This is a genomic window from Microbulbifer maximicatervae (SeqCode), from assembly GCF_052468155.1.
The window spans coordinates 2,172,766-2,191,481 of the sequence record NZ_CP174335.1 but is presented as its reverse complement, the minus strand read 5'-3'; the positions used below and the strand labels follow the sequence as shown (position 1 = coordinate 2,191,481).

The following is an 18,716-nucleotide window of genomic DNA, read 5'->3' as shown; positions in this document are numbered from 1 at the left end:
CGAGCGCAAAGTTAGTATTGTTTACTGCGTTTCTATTTAAATACCACTGTTTTATTTCCGTGTATAAACACTCGTTCCTGTAAAACTAGTTGCAGCGCTCGAGTCAAAACCAATTTTTCAACATCCCTACCTGCATCCGCCATGGTTTCTGCAGAATAGGCATGATCCACATGTATTACATCCTGTTCAATGATCGGCCCTTCATCCAGATCATCGGTAACAAAGTGCGCTGTGGCTCCAATAATTTTTACTCCACGCTCGTAGGCCTGCTGATAGGGCTTGGCGCCAATAAATGCAGGAAGGAAAGAATGGTGGATGTTGATAATGCGTCCACTATAGCGAGCAACAAAATCAGGGGTCAGCACGCGCATATACTTGGCCAGCACCAAATAATCCGGGTTGTACTCATCTACTAAGGTGGCCACTTGCTGCTCGTGAGCTTCGCGCTCCATCCCCTCTGCAGAAATACAGTGGAAAGGAATATCAAACTTCTGTACCAGCCCCTCCAGATCCGGGTGATTGCCGATAACAGCCGCGATCTCCACATCCATAGCGCCGGAATAGCACTTCATCAGGATATCCCCCAGGCAGTGGGGCTCGCGGGTAACCATCAGCACCAGGCGTTTCTTCCGCTCTATGGATACCAAGCGACGCTCTGCCCCCTGGGGCAGTGTCATATCCAGATCTTCCAGGAAGGTGGCATCGTTAAAGATACCCTCCAGGGCAGTGCGCATAAAGAAGCGCCCCTCAACCCGGTCCACGAACTCATCATTTTTGATGATGTTCAGCTGGTGCTTGTAGCAAATATTGGTAATCTTTGCGATCAGGCCCTTATCATCGGGGCAGTCGGTCAGCAGTATCTTCTTTTCCATGGTCAAATTTCAGGCCAAATATCCAGAGTCCAGACTATACACTATGCCGACTTTACGATTCAGCGATCCATTCCGGGGAGAACATGGATAAAAACCTTTACGCCGATCATATGGCCACCCTGTGCCGCCGCTACGACGAAATCCTCGAGCAGAGCGGGTTTGATACCCTCAACGTATTCAGTGGCGCTCCCAGGGTGCAGTTTCTAGACGATAACTATTACCCGTTTAAGGTGAATCCCCACTTTAAGGCACTGGTTCCCATTACCGACAACCCCCACTGCTGGGTTATCTATCAGCGCGGACAAAAGCCAAAGCTTTTGTTCTACCGTCCAGTAGACTTTTGGCACTATGTACCGCCGGCACCCCAGACCTTCTGGAGCGATTTCTACGATATCGAGCTACTGAGCAAGCCGGCCGATGCCCAGGCGTTCCTGAGCCCAGAGAATGCCGCTTTTATCGGTGAGAGCGACAAGCTGCAAGGCTGGCCACTGGGGGAGGAAAATCCGGAGCTTCTGATCAACCGCTTGCACTGGGCCCGCGCTTATAAAACGCCTTATGAGGTCGCCTGCCTGCGTGAAGCGAACCGCATTGCGGTCAATGGGCACCGCGCCGCCGAACAGGCTTTCCGCAGTGGCGCCAGTGAATTTGAGATCAACCAAGCCTACCTGGGCGCTGCTGGCCAGGGCGAGAACCGTATGCCCTACGGCAACATTGTTGCCCTGAATGAGCATGCCGCAATCCTGCACTACACTCACCTGTCTACTGAGCGCCTGCCTGAGCCGCAGCTGAAAAGCTTCCTGATCGATGCGGGTGCTGACTGCAATGGCTACTGCTCTGATATCACTCGCACCTACGCCTATGCCGATAATGAGTTCGCAGAGCTGGTAGCGGCAATGGATGAAAAGCAGTTGCAGCTGGTAGACGGCCTCAAACCTGGCCTGCCTTACCCAGAACTACATCGCCAGTGCCACTTAAACGTAGGCGAGCTGTTGCTCCAATTTGGCATTATCAAAACCTCTGCCGAGAATGCCGTGGAATCCGGCTTAACTCGCCCCTTCCTGCCACACGGCCTGGGTCACTTCCTCGGCCTCCAGGTACACGATGTCGGCGGTCACCAGACCGGCCCCGATGGAGGCATGACACCCCCACCAGCCGAGTACCCGTTCCTGCGTACCAGCCGAACTATCGAGGAGAACCAGGTATTTACCATCGAACCTGGACTCTACTTTATCGATACCCTATTGGGAGAGCTAAAAGACTCAGACCTCGCTGCCGAGGTTAACTGGGATAAGGTCGACAGCTTCCGCCCCTACGGCGGCGTCCGTATTGAAGACAATATTGTCGTACACGCAACCGGCAACGAAAACCTTTCTCGCACCCCTTAGTTCATAAACTAAAGCAATATTGTGAGAGTGCTTACAAGTAAGCGCTCTCGCAATACCTTTACCTTACTCCGAAAGTTAAAACATTAAAGAACGCCCTACCGCTCCCGCTTTTCCTCTCGCCGCTTGCGCCCCTAAGCTGCTTGCCCCCTCACCGAAAAAAAGCCAAAGTCCATCACCGGTATTACAACAAGAAAAGGGACAGTTCATGAGAAAAAAAACACTGGCAACGCTTATCGCAGCCACAGTTCTAGCCGCAGCCAATAGCGCTTATGCAAAATCAATCGAGTATATTTTTTACGATAAAGAGGGCATTGCTGGCTCTGAAGTCATTCACCAGGATGGAACAAAGGTATCTGGTGAATTAAAGCTCGGCTGGAATAACCGTCGCCTAAACCTCAAGGAGAGCTTCACTATCGGTGAGGCGGCAATGCCCGAGCAATTATCCATTGAAGGGATCAGCCCATTTGGTGCTCCAGTCAGCGAAGAATTTTCCCTGGAAAATGGTGTCGCTCGCTGGAAAGGTTCCGATGAACATGGCAGCGCAAAAACTTCCGAAGCCCAATTTTATATTCCCAAGAACAGCACCCTTGCTGTACAGGCGCAATTGGTAAAAGCACTAATTGCCGATGCAGATCAAAATATTGATTTACTGCCGCAAGGAAAAGCACGCCTCCATAAGCTTGATAAAGTGACCCTGCAACAAGGCGAGAAAAAGAAAACGGTCCACCTTTACGGCGTGAGCGGCCTGGGCTTTACCCCAGATCTGGCCTGGTATGATGACAATGGGGATTTATTTGCCTCCGATGAGGGGGGATGGTTCGCCATCCTGCGCAAAGGCTGGGATAAATCTCACCTCGAAGAACTGAAAACCCGGCAAGTCGCAGCCGCAGACCAGTACCTGCAAGGTATTGCCAAGAAACATACCCACACATCAACACAACCCATCCTGATCAGCAACGTCAACCTGGTTGATGTTGAATCTGGCAAACTACAGAGAAAGCACCATGTTCTGATCAAAGATGGAAAGATCGCAAAAATCAGTAAAAAACCGATCAAAGCCAAGGGGGCAACCACCATTGATGCCCGTAACCATACGCTGATCCCCGGCCTCTGGGATATGCACGCGCACTTATCCCCTACCGATGGTGTTCTGAATATGGCCGCTGGCATAGTCAATGTTCGCGACATCGGTAATACCCATGAAAGTATCATGCGTATTGAAGGGATGTTTGAGTCAGAGCAAATCATTGGCGGCGACCTTTTCCGTGCGGGCTTTATGGACCGGGAAAGCGAAAATGCCATGCGAATGGGCAAGACTGCGGACAGCCTGGAAGAAGCCAAGGATATTGTCGAGTGGTATGCCGATCGCGGCTATCAGCAAATTAAAACTTACAGCTCGATGGAGCCCGAGTGGATCGCTCCCTTAGCCAAGCATATCCACGAAAATGGTATGCGTTTGTCCGGTCATATTCCTGCATTTATGACCGCCGAAGAGGCAGTGGACGCGGGCTTTGATGAAATTCAGCATATCAATATGCTGTTTCTGAATTTTATGGGCAAGATAGATACCCGTAAAAGACTGCGCTTTACAGAAATCGGAGAGCACGCCCACGAGCTGGATCTGGATAGCAAAGAAGTGGCTACTTTCCTGAATAAGCTAGCCAAAAAAGGCACTGTCGTAGACGCAACCACCACCGTATTCAGTTCGATGTTACTGCGCCAGCCGGGCAAAGTAGATCCTGAGTTTGCCGATATTACCGACCACCTTCCAGTCAATATCCAGCGCGCCTTTGTTGGGGCCGAACTGGATGTGAAGCCGGAACACCGGGATGACTACGACCTTTCAGCGGAAGCCCTGCTGGCCATGATGCTCAAACTACACGAGCACAAGGTCACTATGGTCGCGGGCTCCGATGGCATCCCCGGATTTACCCTGTTACGCGAACTGGAACTCTATGTCAAAGCCGGTATTCCGAATATTGATGTGCTGCGCACGGCCACACTGGTACCGGCACAAGTTATGGGGGCCGACGAGTACACTGGCAGTATTGCGGTGGGTAAAAATGCAGACCTGGTTTTACTGGAGGGAAATCCCCTCGAGGATATTACCGCGCTGCGTCGCACTGCACTGGTGCTCGAGGGGCAGAATATGTATCGCCCAGATGAGCTTTACACGGCCTTGGGTATTAAACCTTTCCACCCTTCGGTGCCATTTGAATTAAATAATACTACTACAGTAGCCACCAAGTCCGAGTAAGTTAAAAAAACAGAAGCGGAAAAAACTGAAAAGAAAAACCGGCAATTCAAATGATTGCCGGTTTTTTTATTTATAAATTGGCTAGGCCAGTTCTGTGCGCACAGTGCGCGCCGCTTCTACCATATTCAGCAAGGATGACCCGACCTCAGCCCAGTTACGGGTTTTAAGGCCACAGTCCGGATTTACCCAAAGTCTCTCAACCGGCACCACTTGTGTAATTTTCTTAAGTCGCTCTACCAACTCCCCCCTTTCCGGCACATTGGGTGAGTGAATATCGTAAACGCCAGGTCCAATTTCATTGGGGTAACCACCGGCCTTGTCGGCAAACGCGCTGAGTAGGTGCAAGTCGGAGCGAGCAGATTCAATAGTAATTACATCCGCATCAAGGGAAACAATGGCATCCATAATTGCATTGAAATTGCTGTAACACATATGAGTGTGGATCTGGGTTTCCGGTTTTACTTCGCTACAGGTATAGCGGAAACACCCTACCGCCCAGGCAAAATAATCCTGGTGCTCAGACTCTCGAAGGGGAACTCCCTCACGCAAAGCCGGTTCATCAATCTGGATAATCCCGATACCGGCCGCCTCAAGATCCAGCACCTCCTCCCGCAATGCCTTGGCAATTTGCAGACAGCTCTCACTGCGGTGGATGTCTTCCCTCGGGAAGGACCAGTTGAGAATTGTGACCGGGCCGGTGAGCATACCTTTTACCGGCTTATTAGTTAGGCTCTGGGCATAGCTGCTCCACTCTACTGTCATAGCGTTAGGCCGGGAGATATCACCAAAAATAATCGGGGGTTTCACACAGCGAGAGCCATAACTTTGCACCCAGCCATTACCGGTGTGTACAAAACCATCCAGTTGCTCCCCGAAATATTCCACCATATCGTTGCGCTCAGCCTCACCATGCACCAATACATCCAGACCGAGTATTTCCTGACGACGGATAGCTTCGGCAATTTCAGCGCGTAGATGTTCTAAATAATCCGCCTCAGAAATCTCGCTATTGCGGTACTTGCGCCGCACACCGCGCAAAAGATCCGTCTGTGGGAATGAGCCTATTGTGGTGGTGGGCAGCAGTGGTAATTTCCAACGCTTGGCCTGTACTAAAGAGCGATCCTGAAAGCACTGTTGACGCCAGGTATCCTGTAATTGATCAGCAATGGAGCCCTCGGCTACACCACTCTCTCCGCCTGAGACAGGGACCTCTGTGTCCTCATTGAGCAGCTGCTGTAATTGAGCCAACTCCTGAAGTTTCTGGCGGCTGTAAGCAAGCTTCTGTTTTTGCTCACTGGGCAGCTTGATCTCTGTATCCAGATCCACAGGGCTATGGAGCAGGGAGCAACTGGCTGATAGCCACAGGCGATCTCCCAACTGTTTCGCCAAAGGCCGCAAAGTGCCCTGCCAGCGGTTGAGGTCTGCTCGCCACACATTCCGTCCATTAATCACACCCGCAGACAGAACCTTGTTCTTACCTGCCAGCTGGGCCGCAGCTTCAAGTTCTTCAGGTGCGCGTACACAGTCAATATGTACCCCGGACACAGGGAGGGAAAATACCAGCTCCAAATTCTCGCGCAAAGGTGAGAAATAGGTAGCCAGCAGTGTATTCACCCCCGGGGCTACTGCCGCAATCTGCTGGTAGGTGCTATCAAAAGCCCCACGCCATTCATCCGGCAGATCCAGGCCTAGTATGGGTTCATCCAACTGCACCCATTCAACTCCGAGGTCAGCGAGCTGAGACAGCAACTCGGCATAGCAAGGCAGGAGTTTTGGCACTAAATCCAGAGGGCTATCCACACCTCGCCCCAGCCACAGGTAAGTGAGTGGTCCGATAACCACCGGCTTGGCTTTGTAGCCCAGAGATTGGGCTTCCCGCACCTCGTCAAGTAACCACTCACTATCCAGGGAGAACGCCTGATCATTGGAGAGCTCAGGCACCAGATAGTGATAATTGGTATCAAACCACTTGGTCATGGCACTGGCCGCTACCGGCTGTCCTGATTGAGCGCGACCACGGGCCAAGCGGAAATACTGATCCAGCTTGTTGTCTGCCGCTCCCTCTGCAAAACGCTGGCCGACCACACCAAACATCAGGGAGTGATTCAGAACCTGGTCATACCAGGCGAAATCCCCCACAGCTACACGGCTCAAACCGGCCTCACTTTGGGCCTGCCAGTTACTACGGCGTATCTCTGTGCCCACTTGCAGCAACTGCTGCTGGGGCATATCACCGCGCCAATAGGCTTCTTGCGCTTTCTTTAGTTCGCGATTGGCTCCGATACGCGGATAGCCGAGGATATGTGTTTGCACCATGGCCGCCTTCCCAAGCTCTTTCCTGTGAGGGGAACAAAGTTGCCCCATTGAAAAATACCCCGCATCTGCGATCTCGGTAACGGTCGCATTAGCGAGAGTCCTGACTTGATTGTGTGCGCACAGTGCTGTTCAATCAATTTCATATTTTTTGCAAATAACATGAATAATTTTAATGATGATTGAATTGCGCCATTTGCGTGCGCTGAGTGTTTTGCGTGAGACAGGCAGCTTGGTACGCGCAGCAGAGCGCCTTCACCTGACCCAGTCGGCTCTTTCGCACTTATTTCGCGAAATGGAGGACCGGCTCGGCCAAGAACTGTTCATACGCAAATCCCGGCCTCTGCGATTTACCAGTGCCGGTCTGAGGCTGCTGCAATTGGGCGACGACATACTACCCCAGGTAGCTATAGCACAGCGGGACCTGTCCCGGCTGGCATCGGGGCAAGCGGGCAGGCTCAATATCGCTATCGAGTGCCACAGCTGCTACCAGTGGCTGATGCCCGCACTGAATACCTATCGGGACGACTGGCCCGAAGTGGAACTGGACCTGTGCAGCGGCTTCCACTTCGATCCCCTGCCCGCACTGGTGCGCGGCGATCTGGACCTGGTTGTCACTTCTAATCCAGACCCGGACCTCAAAGGCTTACACTACGAGCCGCTGTTCAGCTTTGAAATGTGCCTTGCCATAAGCCGCAAACATCCTCTAGCGCAGGAGAGCAAGCGGCGCTGGGTAGAACCGCAGGAATTGGCTGGTGAAGTCCAGATTACCTATCCGGTTGAGCGCGAGCGGCTAGATATATTCCAGCACTTTCTCGATCCAGCCGGAATAGAGCCAGCGGGTGTTCGGACCGCAGAACTCACCGTGATGATGGTTCAGTTAGTAGCCAGCGGCCGAGGGGTTTGCGCCCTGCCCAATTGGGCGCTGCACGAGTACCTGCAAAAGGGGTTTGTTTCCCAACTCCAGCTGGGTAAAGAGGGCCTTTGGAGCACTCTCTACGCGGCAGTGCGGGAAGATATGCTCGAGCAACCTTATCTCACAGACTTCCTCAAAACCGCACGGGATACCAGCTTTGCCAATCTGCAAGGTGTGAGAGCGGCCAAAACCAGCCCCAGTGTGGCAGAACCTGCCTAACCACTTACAAAAGTTAACTGGGCGGCTTAAGCCTTTGCGGAAATAATGACTTATTCAACCTCAGCACAATTATCAAACAAACTGAATATTTTCAGATCGAACAAATCAATGGTTTGGTCTGGCCGGAGAGGCCGGTAAAATCACACAAATAACTATCGGCAGTGGCCTGTACCCGGCCAAATGCCTGGACTTTGTAGGAGACCCGCTATGTCAAACCCGGTTGAACGTTGGAACTCAGTGAGTAAAGGACTGCACTGGCTTTTTGTAATCCTGCTGCTCTCTGTGTGGGGAGCGGTTGAACTGCATGAGTTTTACGAGCGCGGCGACCCCATGCGCGGCTGGTTTATGCAGCTGCACTTCTCGCTGGGAGTCGGTGTCCTGATGCTTCTGGCCCTTCGCCTCTACTGGCGTGCACGTCACAAGCGCCCACAGATTGAAGGCAAGAAGTGGCAGAAGGCACTGTCCAGCCTGACCCATGGTGGACTCTACCTGTTGATTCTGGCTATGCCGGTATCAGGCATCGTGATGCGCCAACTGTTTGGGCGCGATACCGAGTTTTTTGGCCTGTTTGCCGTTCCCAACCTGTTCGCCAAAAACCCGGATCTGGGCAAGCAAATCGCTTTCCTGCACAAAGATGTAATGTGGCCCGCCCTGCTCGTACTGGTTGGACTGCATATCGCCGCCGCCCTGTGGCACCACTTTATTGCCCGCGATAACACACTCACCCGTATGCTGCCACAGCGCTAATTCAAGTCAGGGAAGAAATAGAAGAAGGGAAACTGAATGGGAGAGCTCAGACCTGCGCTCTCCCAGAATAAACCTGCTAAAACAAGTACGACTTAATCGTCGTTATTGCTGCGTTTGGCTTTGGGCTTACCTTTCGGCTTGAACTTAGGCTTACCCCTGGGTTTCCCTTTCGACTTGACCGCCGATTCATCGAAGCGAGTGATCTTCATCGGCTTACCTGCAACACGCACCTTCTTCAGGTGTTGGAACACTTCTTTCGGCATTCCCTGGGGCAGATCTACTGTGGTGAAATCATTGTAGATTTCGATACGGCCGATATAGGAGCTGTCCAGATCAACTTCATTGGCAATAGCGCCAACAATGCTGCCGGGACGCACGCCCTGTTCACGGCCGATCTCGATACGGAAACGATCAAGACCCTCATCGGGCGGCGGCAGCTTGCGATCTTTCTCGAAGCTTTCCTTTTTGCGACGGCGACCACCATCAAAGTCATCGTCACGCTCACGGCGCTCTTTACGCGGCTTCTGCTCTTTCTCTTGAATCAGCAGAGGCTGGTCACCCTGGGCCATTGCAGCCAGTGCGGCGGCGACATCCAGAGGGTCAACTTCATTCTGCGCCAGGAATTCCTCAACCAGCTGGCGATAGGGCGCCAGATCAGTTTGGCCTTCCAGGGTCGCGGTAATGCGCTCGCGGAAGCGCTGCATACGGGCGCTGTTAACTGCATCTGCGCTGGGCAAATCCAGTTTTTCGATCGGTTTCTTGGTCGCTTTCTCGATGACACGCAACATACGGCGCTCGCGGGGCGCCACAAACAAGATCGCATCGCCTTCGCGACCAGCGCGACCGGTACGACCGATACGGTGAATATAAGCTTCGGTATCGTAGGGGATATCGTAGTTAATCACGTGGCTGATACGCTTCACGTCCAGTCCGCGAGCCGCAACATCGGTGGCTACAACAATATCGAGCTTGCCATTTTTCAGCTTGTCGATCACGGCTTCACGCAGGTTCTGTGCCATATCGCCGTTCAGGGCGGCACTGGCAAAGCCTCTGGCGGCCAGCTTATCTGCCAGTTCCACAGTGCTGTTTTTGGTGCGCACGAAGATAATCGTGGCGTCCACCGGCTCCGCTTCAAGAATACGGGTCAGTGCATCCAGTTTGTGCAGACCACCAACCGGCCAATAGCGCTGGCGAATGGTTTCCGCAGTCTCGGTCTTAACACGGATTTTTACTTCAACCGGCTCATCCAGATGCTCGCGGGCGATGCGGGCAATCTCTTTTGGCATAGTGGCGGAGAACAGCGCAATTTGGCGCTCTTCAGGAATCTGCTCCAATACCCACTGCACATCATCGATAAAGCCCATGCGCAGCATTTCATCCGCCTCATCCAGCACCAGGGTGCGCAGATTGGACAGATCCAGGGAACCGCGACGCATATGGTCCATCACCCGTCCGGGGGTGCCTACCACCAACTGAACGCCACGCTTCAACTGCTGTATCTGGCCGCGGTAGTCAGCGCCACCGTAGATAGGCGCAACGTGGAAACCTTTCAACTTGGATGCGTAAGACTGGCAGGCTTCAGCCACCTGAATAGCCAGTTCGCGGGTCGGTGCCAGCACCAGTGCCTGAGGGCGACGATCCTTCAGGTCCAGTTGGGAGAGTAGCGGCAGCGCAAAGGCTGCGGTCTTGCCAGTGCCGGTCTGGGCCTGGCCTAGCACATCCCGCCCCTCCAGCAGGGACGGAATAGTTTGTGCCTGGATCGGGGAGGGAGTCTCATAGCCGAGCTTTTCGATGGCGCTGAGAATTTCAGACGGCAGACCCAACTGGTCGAAGCCGGCCGCTTTAGGGGTATCGGTCATTTCGGAATTCACTTGAAGCCAAAGTCCCTATCGCGGGACCGGAGCGGTGGGTAAAAGGCCGCGCAGTCTAACAGGTTAGACGATCCAGATCAGCCTGTTTTTTAAACAAGCTGTGATGAAGCGTGCAAGCGGAATGAAATACCTTAGATGGAAAGGAAAAGAACGCAAAATCCCTAATCCCTAATCCCTAATCCCTAATCCCTAATCTCTAGTCCAAGTCCGTGCGAGAGAATTAACCCGCACTATTTCCGCTTTTGATAGAGAGCTTGGCCTGGGGGCTACCCTCAGCAGCAGATTCTATGCGCTTTACCACCCCTTCGATGGTGGCGCCAACCGCCTTGGAGAAGCTACCGTCTAGCTGAGTTTGCTCATATAAATAGGTATGAAAGCGTCTGAAAAAAGCAATATCCACGCTCTCAGGCTCAGCCCAGAAGCTGGATAGTTTACCTTGATGAGTCAGGCCTGGGATGTCATATAGCGCGCGCCCAAGCACTTTTGTGGGCACTTTGTGAAGAAGGGCAGAGATACCGACAGTACTATTAATTGTAACTACGCCACGAGCATGATCGAGAAGGGTGGGCAAGTGCAGATCATGACAATATATAACTCGTCCCTGGATACTATAGCGAGCTTCTAAGCTATCAATCAGCTTCTGGTAATGACAAAACCCACGATCCATCGGGTGATGCTTTAAAACGATCACCGCGTCATTTGGCGCGTTCTTGGCAAATGACTTCAATACTCGATCAATGGCGTTTTCAATTGAGAGAAGGTCCGAGTGCTGTCTTAATTGAAAATCATCTCGAGTCTGTAAGGGAAATAAGAAAAAACGCTGGCTTAGCTTTCCCGTAAGCTTAGGCGTCAAACTGCGCTCTGTTACTTTATAAAGCCCTTTTCGTGCAAAGCTCTTCAACCAACAAACGCCTTCGGCTTTCCAATCTCGATTTCTATGATGGTGATATGCCTGAAATTCGGAACGCGCGAGGCGCATCGCTGCGTAGTAACCCATAGCGAAGCAAGCACGATGCCAGAATGTTTGCCCTACTGGTAACCCACAAGATCTGCTCTGGACCGGTTCATACTTTTCGATCTCCTCCCGCGTCCAGTCCATTTGAGAGAAAGCATTAACCCCCCCCCATTCCAACGTAACAAAATCTGGACGTAAATACCCCTCTTCAAACACCCCAAAAGCAACACCCAAAGATTCACAAACACTTCGAGCTTGAGAGTGATAGCGACGACAGTCTCCATAAACAAATACAGCTTCTGCATTATGTTTTAGCAAATAGGACTTAAAGAAGGGTGACCAATCACTTTCGGTTCCCGTGAAATCACTCTGAAAATCAGCCCAAGCAAAATAGCGATCGCCGCCATTGAAATTAATTTTATGCGTAGTTATGCCTTGATGTGAGAGTCTCTTTGCCAACTTCGCAAAGAACGGGCCATGAGGTCCCTGTAAAAAGACTGCCACAGACATTATTCAACCTACCCCTAAAACTTGCTATTTAGCGCTTAGAAATTGAGCACATATATATAACGGGTCAAACAAAAACCATTTCCATGCCGCACATTAGCTACTTCAGTCATTGACATATCGCCATATGTCACTCCGTGGCTCAATAGGCCTAACAGGAAATTGATCAACTAAACGAACAAGAACAGGTATTAGAGTACTAACTGGCGCAAAATTCTACCAAATAGAACAATAATCTTCTACAGTTGTTAACTTCTTCCAAACCTCAGAAATTGGTAGTGACAAAATTCTCCCGCACCGGAGAAGCATAGAGTATAAACAGGGAGTACTTTTTTCTGTTTAGAATACTAAGTTCATTTTTTTGAAGCTTCAGAAGCCATTTTATCAAAACAAAATTTTTTACTTTACATCCTTACCCATCATAAACGAAGCTGGCGAACTTGCCATCAAAAAAGTTTTCGGCCAAGTCGGGATTTTAGTTGGATGGCCAGCCATTTCAACTGACCAGATCACAATTCACCCACCAAACAAGCGGTCATACTAAGGCCTAACTAATATCATACCAGTCAACCCCAAAACATTATTTATCAAGTAAAGGCGCTTCCTACTGGCAATAACTACCAAAGACCTACACGATATACTTAGAAGCAAGCACAAACAAAATAGCAAGCTTAATCCACAGTTTCCGTGCACCGAGAACGAGCTAAGCGTCCATAATAATTTCGCTGCTCTCCACTATTAATCTTGCCTTTATCCAGCCGTTTTAAGGCCACTTTCCATACTGTTTCGAATGCTTTAGCAGCACTATTAGGGAAAGGGGTAAATAATGGATTAAAGGGGTTGTCTCTAGCCTGCATCCACACCGTCATACGCTTCGACTTTTGGAGCGCCTCACCGCGACAGTGAAAACCATACACATTACCAATCACTAAAGTATTTGCAGGGACAGATAGCTTTTTCACTTCATATCCCATTTTTTTCAGATCTTTGTCATTGACCCGAAAAGATCCATCCCAATAACGTCCAGATGGCCTTTCGTTGCCCTTCTTACAAGCCTCTAGACTCTCTCTATACTCCCACTTCAACCTTTTCCAGGAAAGCTTGTGAGAACCTGGTGCATAGACGTAAGCTCCATTATTATCACTCGTCTCATCTATATATAACCACCCTTTAACACACGGGTGAAAGGTATCCGCATGTAAGTCTCGTTGAGGGTCTGGCCGGGGATTCACATTCTCATGGTTGCAGAGGTTTTCTATATAGAATAAAGGCGGCCGATTCTTCGATGAGCAGTACCGCATCAAGCGATTTAATAGCTGATTTTCAACTAGCCGCTTAAATTCTGGAGCTCTTTTTCGCTCCTCGTAATCCATAAATATCCTCTGGGTTACAGTCGTACCTTCAATTATTTCCCTAACAGGCCCCTCGAACTGATCAAGCTCCTTTACCAACTGTAAAAACTGCTTATTATCGAGAAAATTTTTCTTTAAAATATAACCATTCTCAATAAATTCTCTTCGGTATTCCGAAGGAACTATAGGAGAAAGGAGAAATAATCGGAACCGAAATAGAGCATGAGCAACTACAACCCTAAGGACATGTAACCCGAAAAAATTAAGCACGTAATTTCCAATAATAGGATTATTCTTAAAGCTCTTCCCCCAGCTAACCAATTCGAAAGACCACTTAGGTGCTTTCCAGGTCAAAGCAAGTATTCGACTTAGCATTATCACCTCCCAAAGATACATATCTGAAACTATATTATTTATATGGAAATACAGTTTCGCTTTGCTGCCTACTAAACAGGGCACCCATTATCATATTAATCAATAACGAAGAAAAATTTTTCTATACCAGCAAAAAACTTTAAAGAAAAAGCTCTCGCCATTATATAAAGATCGTTTTTTTTCTACCAACTTAACTGTGGTCTCTGCATCAATGTAATCCCCTGTCGCAGCATCAACATATACTGGGTAAAGTAGCAAGGTTCCCGCGATTAACTCATCTAAAGTCAATTTACGTCGCCGCCTTTGCTTAAAAATGTCAAAATCCTTCCTATCACTCCCTACCTTGGAGAGCAGAGTGTCCTCAGTTAAACCCCAACCGGAATAAAAAGGTAAACCATAAGTGACAACCTTAACTTTTCTAAGCAAGGCTTCAAACCCCGCCAAAGAACACAAGGTATGCACCTCATCAACCTGATCCAATATTTGAGAGATATCCCCTTCAGTAACAATCGAGTCATATAATCTTTTAGATCCTTGAGGTAATTCTCCCAAGCGAGCACCAGCAACCACATCGGGATGAGGTTTATAGATAATATATGCTTCTGGATTTTCCTTCCTTACTCTCTCCAAAAGAGAGTGGTTACTTTTTATAACAGGAGAACCATAAGCAATTGAGGCATCGCTTTCCACCTGCCCAGGAACTAAAATAATTTTCTTATTATCAGGAAGAGAGAGATTTACTGAGCCCTGAATGTTATATTTTGTAACTCTTTTTCTTAAAAGTAGCAGATGAAGGCTTTTCGCCCTATTAAGTATTTCATCACTAAAATTAGTATTACTTAAAATAATTTCAAGATCACTGGGTGACCGGGCATCAAAGTAAATACCCCGGGAATCAAACACTAAAGAAGTGGGTGCAACCAAGTCCGCACCTAGCCCTGCTGAACGTATGAACCCATCTTCAACTCTCCAAAGACGAGCTTGAATCTCCACAATCTTTTTCTGCAATGAGTTCGTTGGCCGACTAGCCCAAACAAAAATATTAGCGCCCGCTGCACACTGACTGACAGAGCTTGTGCCTCTAACAAAGTCCACCTTTCTCTTTTTACTAAGAAAATTAGGAATAAACTTTCTCTTCCATGATGAAAAGCCCACACCTAACCAAGCACCTTGAAACCTAAGCCACTGCCTCTTTTGCTCCGCAATCAAAGCAACCGTCTCTTCAAACTCACATTTATCACCGGTATATGGGTTTATATATCGACAATACCTCAAATAGGCAGCACAAAAGAGCTGTGAAAGAGATCTGTTGATATTGCGACGTGATAAAAATTGTCTATCTTTAGTTAATCCCCACCCAGAATAAAAAGGAACACCAAAGCAGTGTACTTCTTTCCCTGCAATTAAAGCATCAAACCCCAGCTGACTAGTGACAACATAAACTTTTTCCATATAGTCAAAAATAGCCCAAGGTGAGATATCTTCAGATATAATTCTACAGCCTTTTTCAAAAGCTAAACTTAATAAATAACCCTTCTTCTTCCCTGTTATAACATCCGGGTGTATTTTTACACATATCTCGGCTTCAGGGTTATCTTCAATAGCACTATCCAGCATGGCCAGAAAATGAGATTCAGAAGCCTGGCCAGCCGAAACAGAGACATCACCAAAAGTCTGATCCACAACTAAAACCCTTTTCAAATTAGTTGACCAATCTAAGGGCTTATCTATGGATTGATTATATTTACAAAGCCTATTAGCTCGTAATAGCTCTATCCCTTTCTCCGCTCGATCCAGTTCTTCAGAAGTGAAGTCAGCTAAAGCTATCAATGTTTCTAAATCACTAGGTCGAGATGCATCATAATAGATCCCGGTTTTATCGACCACCAGACTATGCGGAACCGCTCCATTAACTCCCAACCCGAGCGAACGTAAAAACCCATCTTCTATACATGCAAATGGGAGCCCTGCTCGTAGAGCAATCCTTTTTGCTTTCATCGCTGTTGGTTTAAGCCCCCAACCAATCATATAACTCACATAACTAGCGGGCTTGAAGGTAATATACTGGCAGCGTATATCGAGTAGGCTTTCTAGAATCCGGTGTTTCCGCAAACCTAAAGAACAGTGTCCGGCTACAGGCATTTTCGTGCCTCGGCCAGCATATTCCTTCGTAATTCTTCATCCTCAGCCAAAGCAAGAATTCCATCGATCCATTGCGAAGAGTTCATAGGTAAAAGCAAACCGTTTTCACGATGACGAACCACTTTGCCATAAATATCACCAGCAGCGTAAATACCCACAGCACCAGCCTGTGTGATATCAAAGAACTTGGTGTGAGACCTAGCTCTATTAAAAGGTACATTCAATAAGGGCGCTAAACCTATATTTCGCCCCGGCACCTGTAACATCGAGAAATAAGTAGGCCATTTCATCGGGTGCAACACTTTAACCCTTGGTATATTGGAAAAAAGCCGATTCACGTAGGTATTTCCAATTATTTCAAAGCTCAAATTTTGATTATACTTAAGAACCTCACTTACCACAGGGTACAACCATTGGATATCTTCTTGATGTGATGCAGAGCCATGATAAAAAAGATTTACAAAATTTCTATCAGTTATCTTGATGGGCTCCGCTTGCAACAATCTTGGCCTCCAGTCACTATATTTACTCTGTAAATAAGGCGTCGAAACCAACAATTGAGCTCCCACAGACTTCAACCATTTTTGCTTTGACCACCCATATCGAAGTAATTTGAATTTGTACTTAATAGACAAGCCAAGAAGTGCCTTCTGATCAAATAAATCATCATCTATAAAGAAAAATATACCAGAAATATCCTCAACATTTTTCTTCAGGAATGATTGCCATTTGCTAGGGACATAACGCACAAATAAAATATTTGCATCACGTATATTTTCCTCTGCAGGGACTTCATTAAAACCGAAACGTTTATAGCTAACTCCCATATTTTTAAGGAATGGCAAAATAAAATAATCTGTCGAGGGGTTACGACCTTCTTCTACAATTAGCCAGCGGCTAGCAAATTCCAAATCAATCTCCAGACCTGTCAAATCTCAAGGGGGAATACAATTGGCAGCAACAGTAAAACAACCAGAGAATAAGCAATAGTCAGGGGCAACCCGGCACGGAGAAAATCACGCAAATGATATCCACCAAGGTTCTGTACTATTAGGTTTGTTTGATAACCAAAAGGTGTCAAAAAGCTTGCACTTGCTCCATAAGCTACAGCCATTACAAAAGGCATCCAACTGACATCAAAACTATCAGCTAGACTCCAAGCAAGGGGGAATGCCAAGGCCGCAGCTGCATTGTTAGTCATCAACTCAGTTAGCAACAGCGTGAGTATAAAGATACCCACCAAACCCGCTATTGGCCCCCAGTCAGCTAGAAGCCCCTTTAGCCCGATAGCCAATAAATCCGCCAAGCCACTACTAGCGAATGCTTCTGCAAGTACCAAGGCACTCGCAATGATCAACCATATCTGAAAAGGAAAGCGCCTCTGCAATTCAGTAGTTGATAGGATACCGAGTGCGATCATACCGCTAAGAAGTACCACTAACCCTTTTAACAGAGAAAAATAGCCTAGCGCGGTTCCCACCACAACTGCCGAAAAGCCTAAGCCTAACAACCAATTATCCCGTCGTGACAAGTCACGTCGCACTTCAGTGCCACTAATCACATAGAAATTTTTGTCAATATTCAGGTGATGACGAAAATCCTGGCCTACTGCTAGTAAAAGGGCGTCTCCCGCACGAAGTTCAATTTCACCTAACTTACCCGATAGCCGATCACCACCACGACGCATTGCCACCACTGCAGCATCAAAACGAGTACGAAAGTTACAGCTTTTTAACGATTGCCCGAGGATACTAGAATTAGGGGTAATTACCACTTCAGTAAGATTCAGGCCCAACTCTTCATCCTCTAACGCAAACAGGCGTAGCCCCTGAATGCCCTGTAAACGTCCAAGGTCACGAACGTCACCGCAAAAAATTAATTTATCACCATCTCGGATAATCTCTGAGGGGCCTACAGGGCTGATTACCTGATCACCCCGAACTATCTCAATTAGGTAAAAAGTTTCCAAGTGACGCAGATGATTCTGCTCGACACTCTTTCCGTCGAGAGGGGAATTCTCAATGACTTCCGCTTCTAAAAGATATTCGGTCACAGGCTCATCGACTACGCTCCCTTCTGGCAACAAACGGTTACATAGCAACAAAACAACCAACCCTACTAAAGTGGCAGCTATTCCAATGGGCATAAAAGTAAAGAAGTCTAAGCCAGGCAAGCCTCGATCCAGTACAAAACTATTTACTATCAGATTGGTAGAAGTGCCAATTAGGGTAAGTGTTCCCCCAAGAATCGCTGCATAAGACAGAGGCATCAAAAGTTTGGCTGATGGGAAGCGCCGCTGCCCCTTGACACTAGACGCAAGAGCAGCTACCACTGCCGTATTGTTAAGAAATGCAGAACTCAACGCTGTAGCAGCAGAAAGTCTCAGTAAACTAGCCTTAAGAGATCCCTTAATCAATCCTTCTGAGATCACCCGAAGCCAACGAGCCCTCTCTAACCCGACCGATACCAACAATAGAGCGACCAAAGTAACAAGACCGACGTTCACCCCCTTTTGTAGAGCAGACTCTAACGGTACAAGCCCCGTTAGAAAGCACGATCCAGCAGCCGTGGCAAAGATCAGGGATGGCTTTAAGCGGGTAAAAATAAGTGAACCGATAACCAGAATGAAGATCCCGGCTACAAGCAATTGAGAAAAGGTCATAAGATTAGGGCGTCATTAAGGCTATATGAGATAGAGTTCTATTACTAATACACTTGTAACTCACGAAGATTATGCCAAATTTAATGTGACTGCGCTTTCTAGCCTCCAACCTTTAAAGCGGCAAGTTAAGCAGGCCCCTTCTT

Annotated in this window: 12 protein-coding genes; 4 read left to right on the top strand and 8 right to left on the bottom strand. The window is 48.4% G+C overall.

Annotated features, from left to right (window positions below; genetic code table 11):
- Nucleotides 1–32: 32 nt before the first annotated feature.
- A complete protein-coding gene (gene purU, locus ACJJIY_RS09395) occupies nt 33–872 on the bottom strand; it encodes a formyltetrahydrofolate deformylase (protein WP_444895072.1) in 840 nt (279 codons plus the stop codon).
- Nucleotides 873–955: 83 nt separating this feature from the next.
- On the opposite strand from purU, the gene pepQ reads away from it, so the two are divergent.
- Both pepQ and ACJJIY_RS09385 read left to right on the top strand, forming a co-directional pair.
- Nucleotides 956–2,257, top strand: a complete 1,302-nt coding sequence (gene pepQ / locus ACJJIY_RS09390) for a Xaa-Pro dipeptidase (RefSeq protein WP_445359469.1) — start codon at nt 956–958, stop codon at nt 2,255–2,257.
- 205 nt (nt 2,258–2,462) lie between these two features.
- A complete protein-coding gene (locus ACJJIY_RS09385; protein ID WP_445359468.1) occupies nt 2,463–4,514 on the top strand; it encodes an amidohydrolase family protein in 2,052 nt (683 codons plus the stop codon).
- Between the two features lie 81 nt (nt 4,515–4,595).
- On the opposite strand, the gene metE is transcribed toward ACJJIY_RS09385, so the two are convergent.
- On the bottom strand, nt 4,596–6,830 hold the full coding sequence (gene metE, locus ACJJIY_RS09380) for a 5-methyltetrahydropteroyltriglutamate--homocysteine S-methyltransferase (protein ID WP_445359467.1): 2,235 nt from the start codon (nt 6,828–6,830) through the stop codon (nt 4,596–4,598).
- A gap of 172 nt (nt 6,831–7,002) precedes the next feature.
- Between metE and ACJJIY_RS09375 the strand changes: the two genes are divergently transcribed.
- Together ACJJIY_RS09375 and ACJJIY_RS09370 are read left to right on the top strand one after the other, a co-directional pair.
- A complete protein-coding gene (locus tag ACJJIY_RS09375) occupies nt 7,003–7,962 on the top strand; it encodes a LysR family transcriptional regulator (RefSeq protein ID WP_445359466.1) in 960 nt (319 codons plus the stop codon).
- Between the two features lie 207 nt (nt 7,963–8,169).
- Nucleotides 8,170–8,709, top strand: a complete 540-nt coding sequence (locus ACJJIY_RS09370; protein WP_413664530.1) for a cytochrome b — start codon at nt 8,170–8,172, stop codon at nt 8,707–8,709.
- A 92-nt stretch (nt 8,710–8,801) separates the two neighbouring features.
- On the opposite strand, the gene ACJJIY_RS09365 is transcribed toward ACJJIY_RS09370, so the two are convergent.
- The 6 genes from ACJJIY_RS09365 to ACJJIY_RS09340 all read right to left on the bottom strand — a co-directional run bounded on the left by ACJJIY_RS09365 (nt 8,802) and on the right by ACJJIY_RS09340 (nt 18,573).
- Nucleotides 8,802–10,568: a DEAD/DEAH box helicase gene (locus ACJJIY_RS09365; RefSeq protein WP_445359465.1), complete on the bottom strand. Its 1,767-nt coding sequence runs from the start codon at nt 10,566–10,568 to the stop codon at nt 8,802–8,804.
- Between the two features lie 232 nt (nt 10,569–10,800).
- Complete coding sequence (locus ACJJIY_RS09360; RefSeq protein ID WP_444895076.1) at nt 10,801–12,045, bottom strand: capsule polysaccharide biogenesis protein; 1,245 nt, start codon at nt 12,043–12,045, stop codon at nt 10,801–10,803.
- 668 nt (nt 12,046–12,713) lie between these two features.
- Nucleotides 12,714–13,769, bottom strand: coding sequence for a phytanoyl-CoA dioxygenase family protein (locus tag ACJJIY_RS09355; RefSeq protein ID WP_444895077.1), 1,056 nt, complete (start codon nt 13,767–13,769; stop codon nt 12,714–12,716).
- Between the two features lie 99 nt (nt 13,770–13,868).
- Nucleotides 13,869–15,911 carry a capsule polysaccharide biogenesis protein gene (locus ACJJIY_RS09350; RefSeq protein ID WP_445359464.1) on the bottom strand — a complete coding sequence of 681 codons (2,043 nt, stop codon included), beginning with the start codon at nt 15,909–15,911 and terminating at the stop codon, nt 13,869–13,871.
- Nucleotides 15,902–16,822 carry a glycosyltransferase family protein gene (locus ACJJIY_RS09345; RefSeq protein ID WP_444926821.1) on the bottom strand — a complete coding sequence of 307 codons (921 nt, stop codon included), beginning with the start codon at nt 16,820–16,822 and terminating at the stop codon, nt 15,902–15,904. Before ACJJIY_RS09345 ends, ACJJIY_RS09350 begins: the two co-directional genes overlap by 10 nt.
- A gap of 17 nt (nt 16,823–16,839) precedes the next feature.
- Nucleotides 16,840–18,573: an SLC13 family permease gene (locus ACJJIY_RS09340; protein WP_444895080.1), complete on the bottom strand. Its 1,734-nt coding sequence runs from the start codon at nt 18,571–18,573 to the stop codon at nt 16,840–16,842.
- Between the last annotated feature and the right edge of the window lie 143 nt (nt 18,574–18,716).

What these genes read in the sequence shown, in the direction of transcription:
- ACJJIY_RS09375 (WP_445359466.1), top strand. Translation starts at nt 7,003, where the DNA reads ATGATGATTGAATTGCGCCATTTGCGTGCGCTGAGTGTTTTGCGTGAG.
- ACJJIY_RS09350 (WP_445359464.1), bottom strand. Translation starts at nt 15,911, where the DNA reads ATGCCTGTAGCCGGACACTGTTCTTTAGGTTTGCGGAAACACCGGATT.
- ACJJIY_RS09355 (WP_444895077.1), bottom strand. Translation starts at nt 13,769, where the DNA reads ATGCTAAGTCGAATACTTGCTTTGACCTGGAAAGCACCTAAGTGGTCT.
- ACJJIY_RS09385 (WP_445359468.1), top strand. Translation starts at nt 2,463, where the DNA reads ATGAGAAAAAAAACACTGGCAACGCTTATCGCAGCCACAGTTCTAGCC.
- pepQ (WP_445359469.1), top strand. Translation starts at nt 956, where the DNA reads ATGGATAAAAACCTTTACGCCGATCATATGGCCACCCTGTGCCGCCGC.
- purU (WP_444895072.1), bottom strand. Translation starts at nt 872, where the DNA reads ATGGAAAAGAAGATACTGCTGACCGACTGCCCCGATGATAAGGGCCTG.
- ACJJIY_RS09365 (WP_445359465.1), bottom strand. Translation starts at nt 10,568, where the DNA reads ATGACCGATACCCCTAAAGCGGCCGGCTTCGACCAGTTGGGTCTGCCG.
- metE (WP_445359467.1), bottom strand. Translation starts at nt 6,830, where the DNA reads ATGGTGCAAACACATATCCTCGGCTATCCGCGTATCGGAGCCAATCGC.
- ACJJIY_RS09360 (WP_444895076.1), bottom strand. Translation starts at nt 12,045, where the DNA reads ATGTCTGTGGCAGTCTTTTTACAGGGACCTCATGGCCCGTTCTTTGCG.
- ACJJIY_RS09370 (WP_413664530.1), top strand. Translation starts at nt 8,170, where the DNA reads ATGTCAAACCCGGTTGAACGTTGGAACTCAGTGAGTAAAGGACTGCAC.
- ACJJIY_RS09340 (WP_444895080.1), bottom strand. Translation starts at nt 18,573, where the DNA reads ATGACCTTTTCTCAATTGCTTGTAGCCGGGATCTTCATTCTGGTTATC.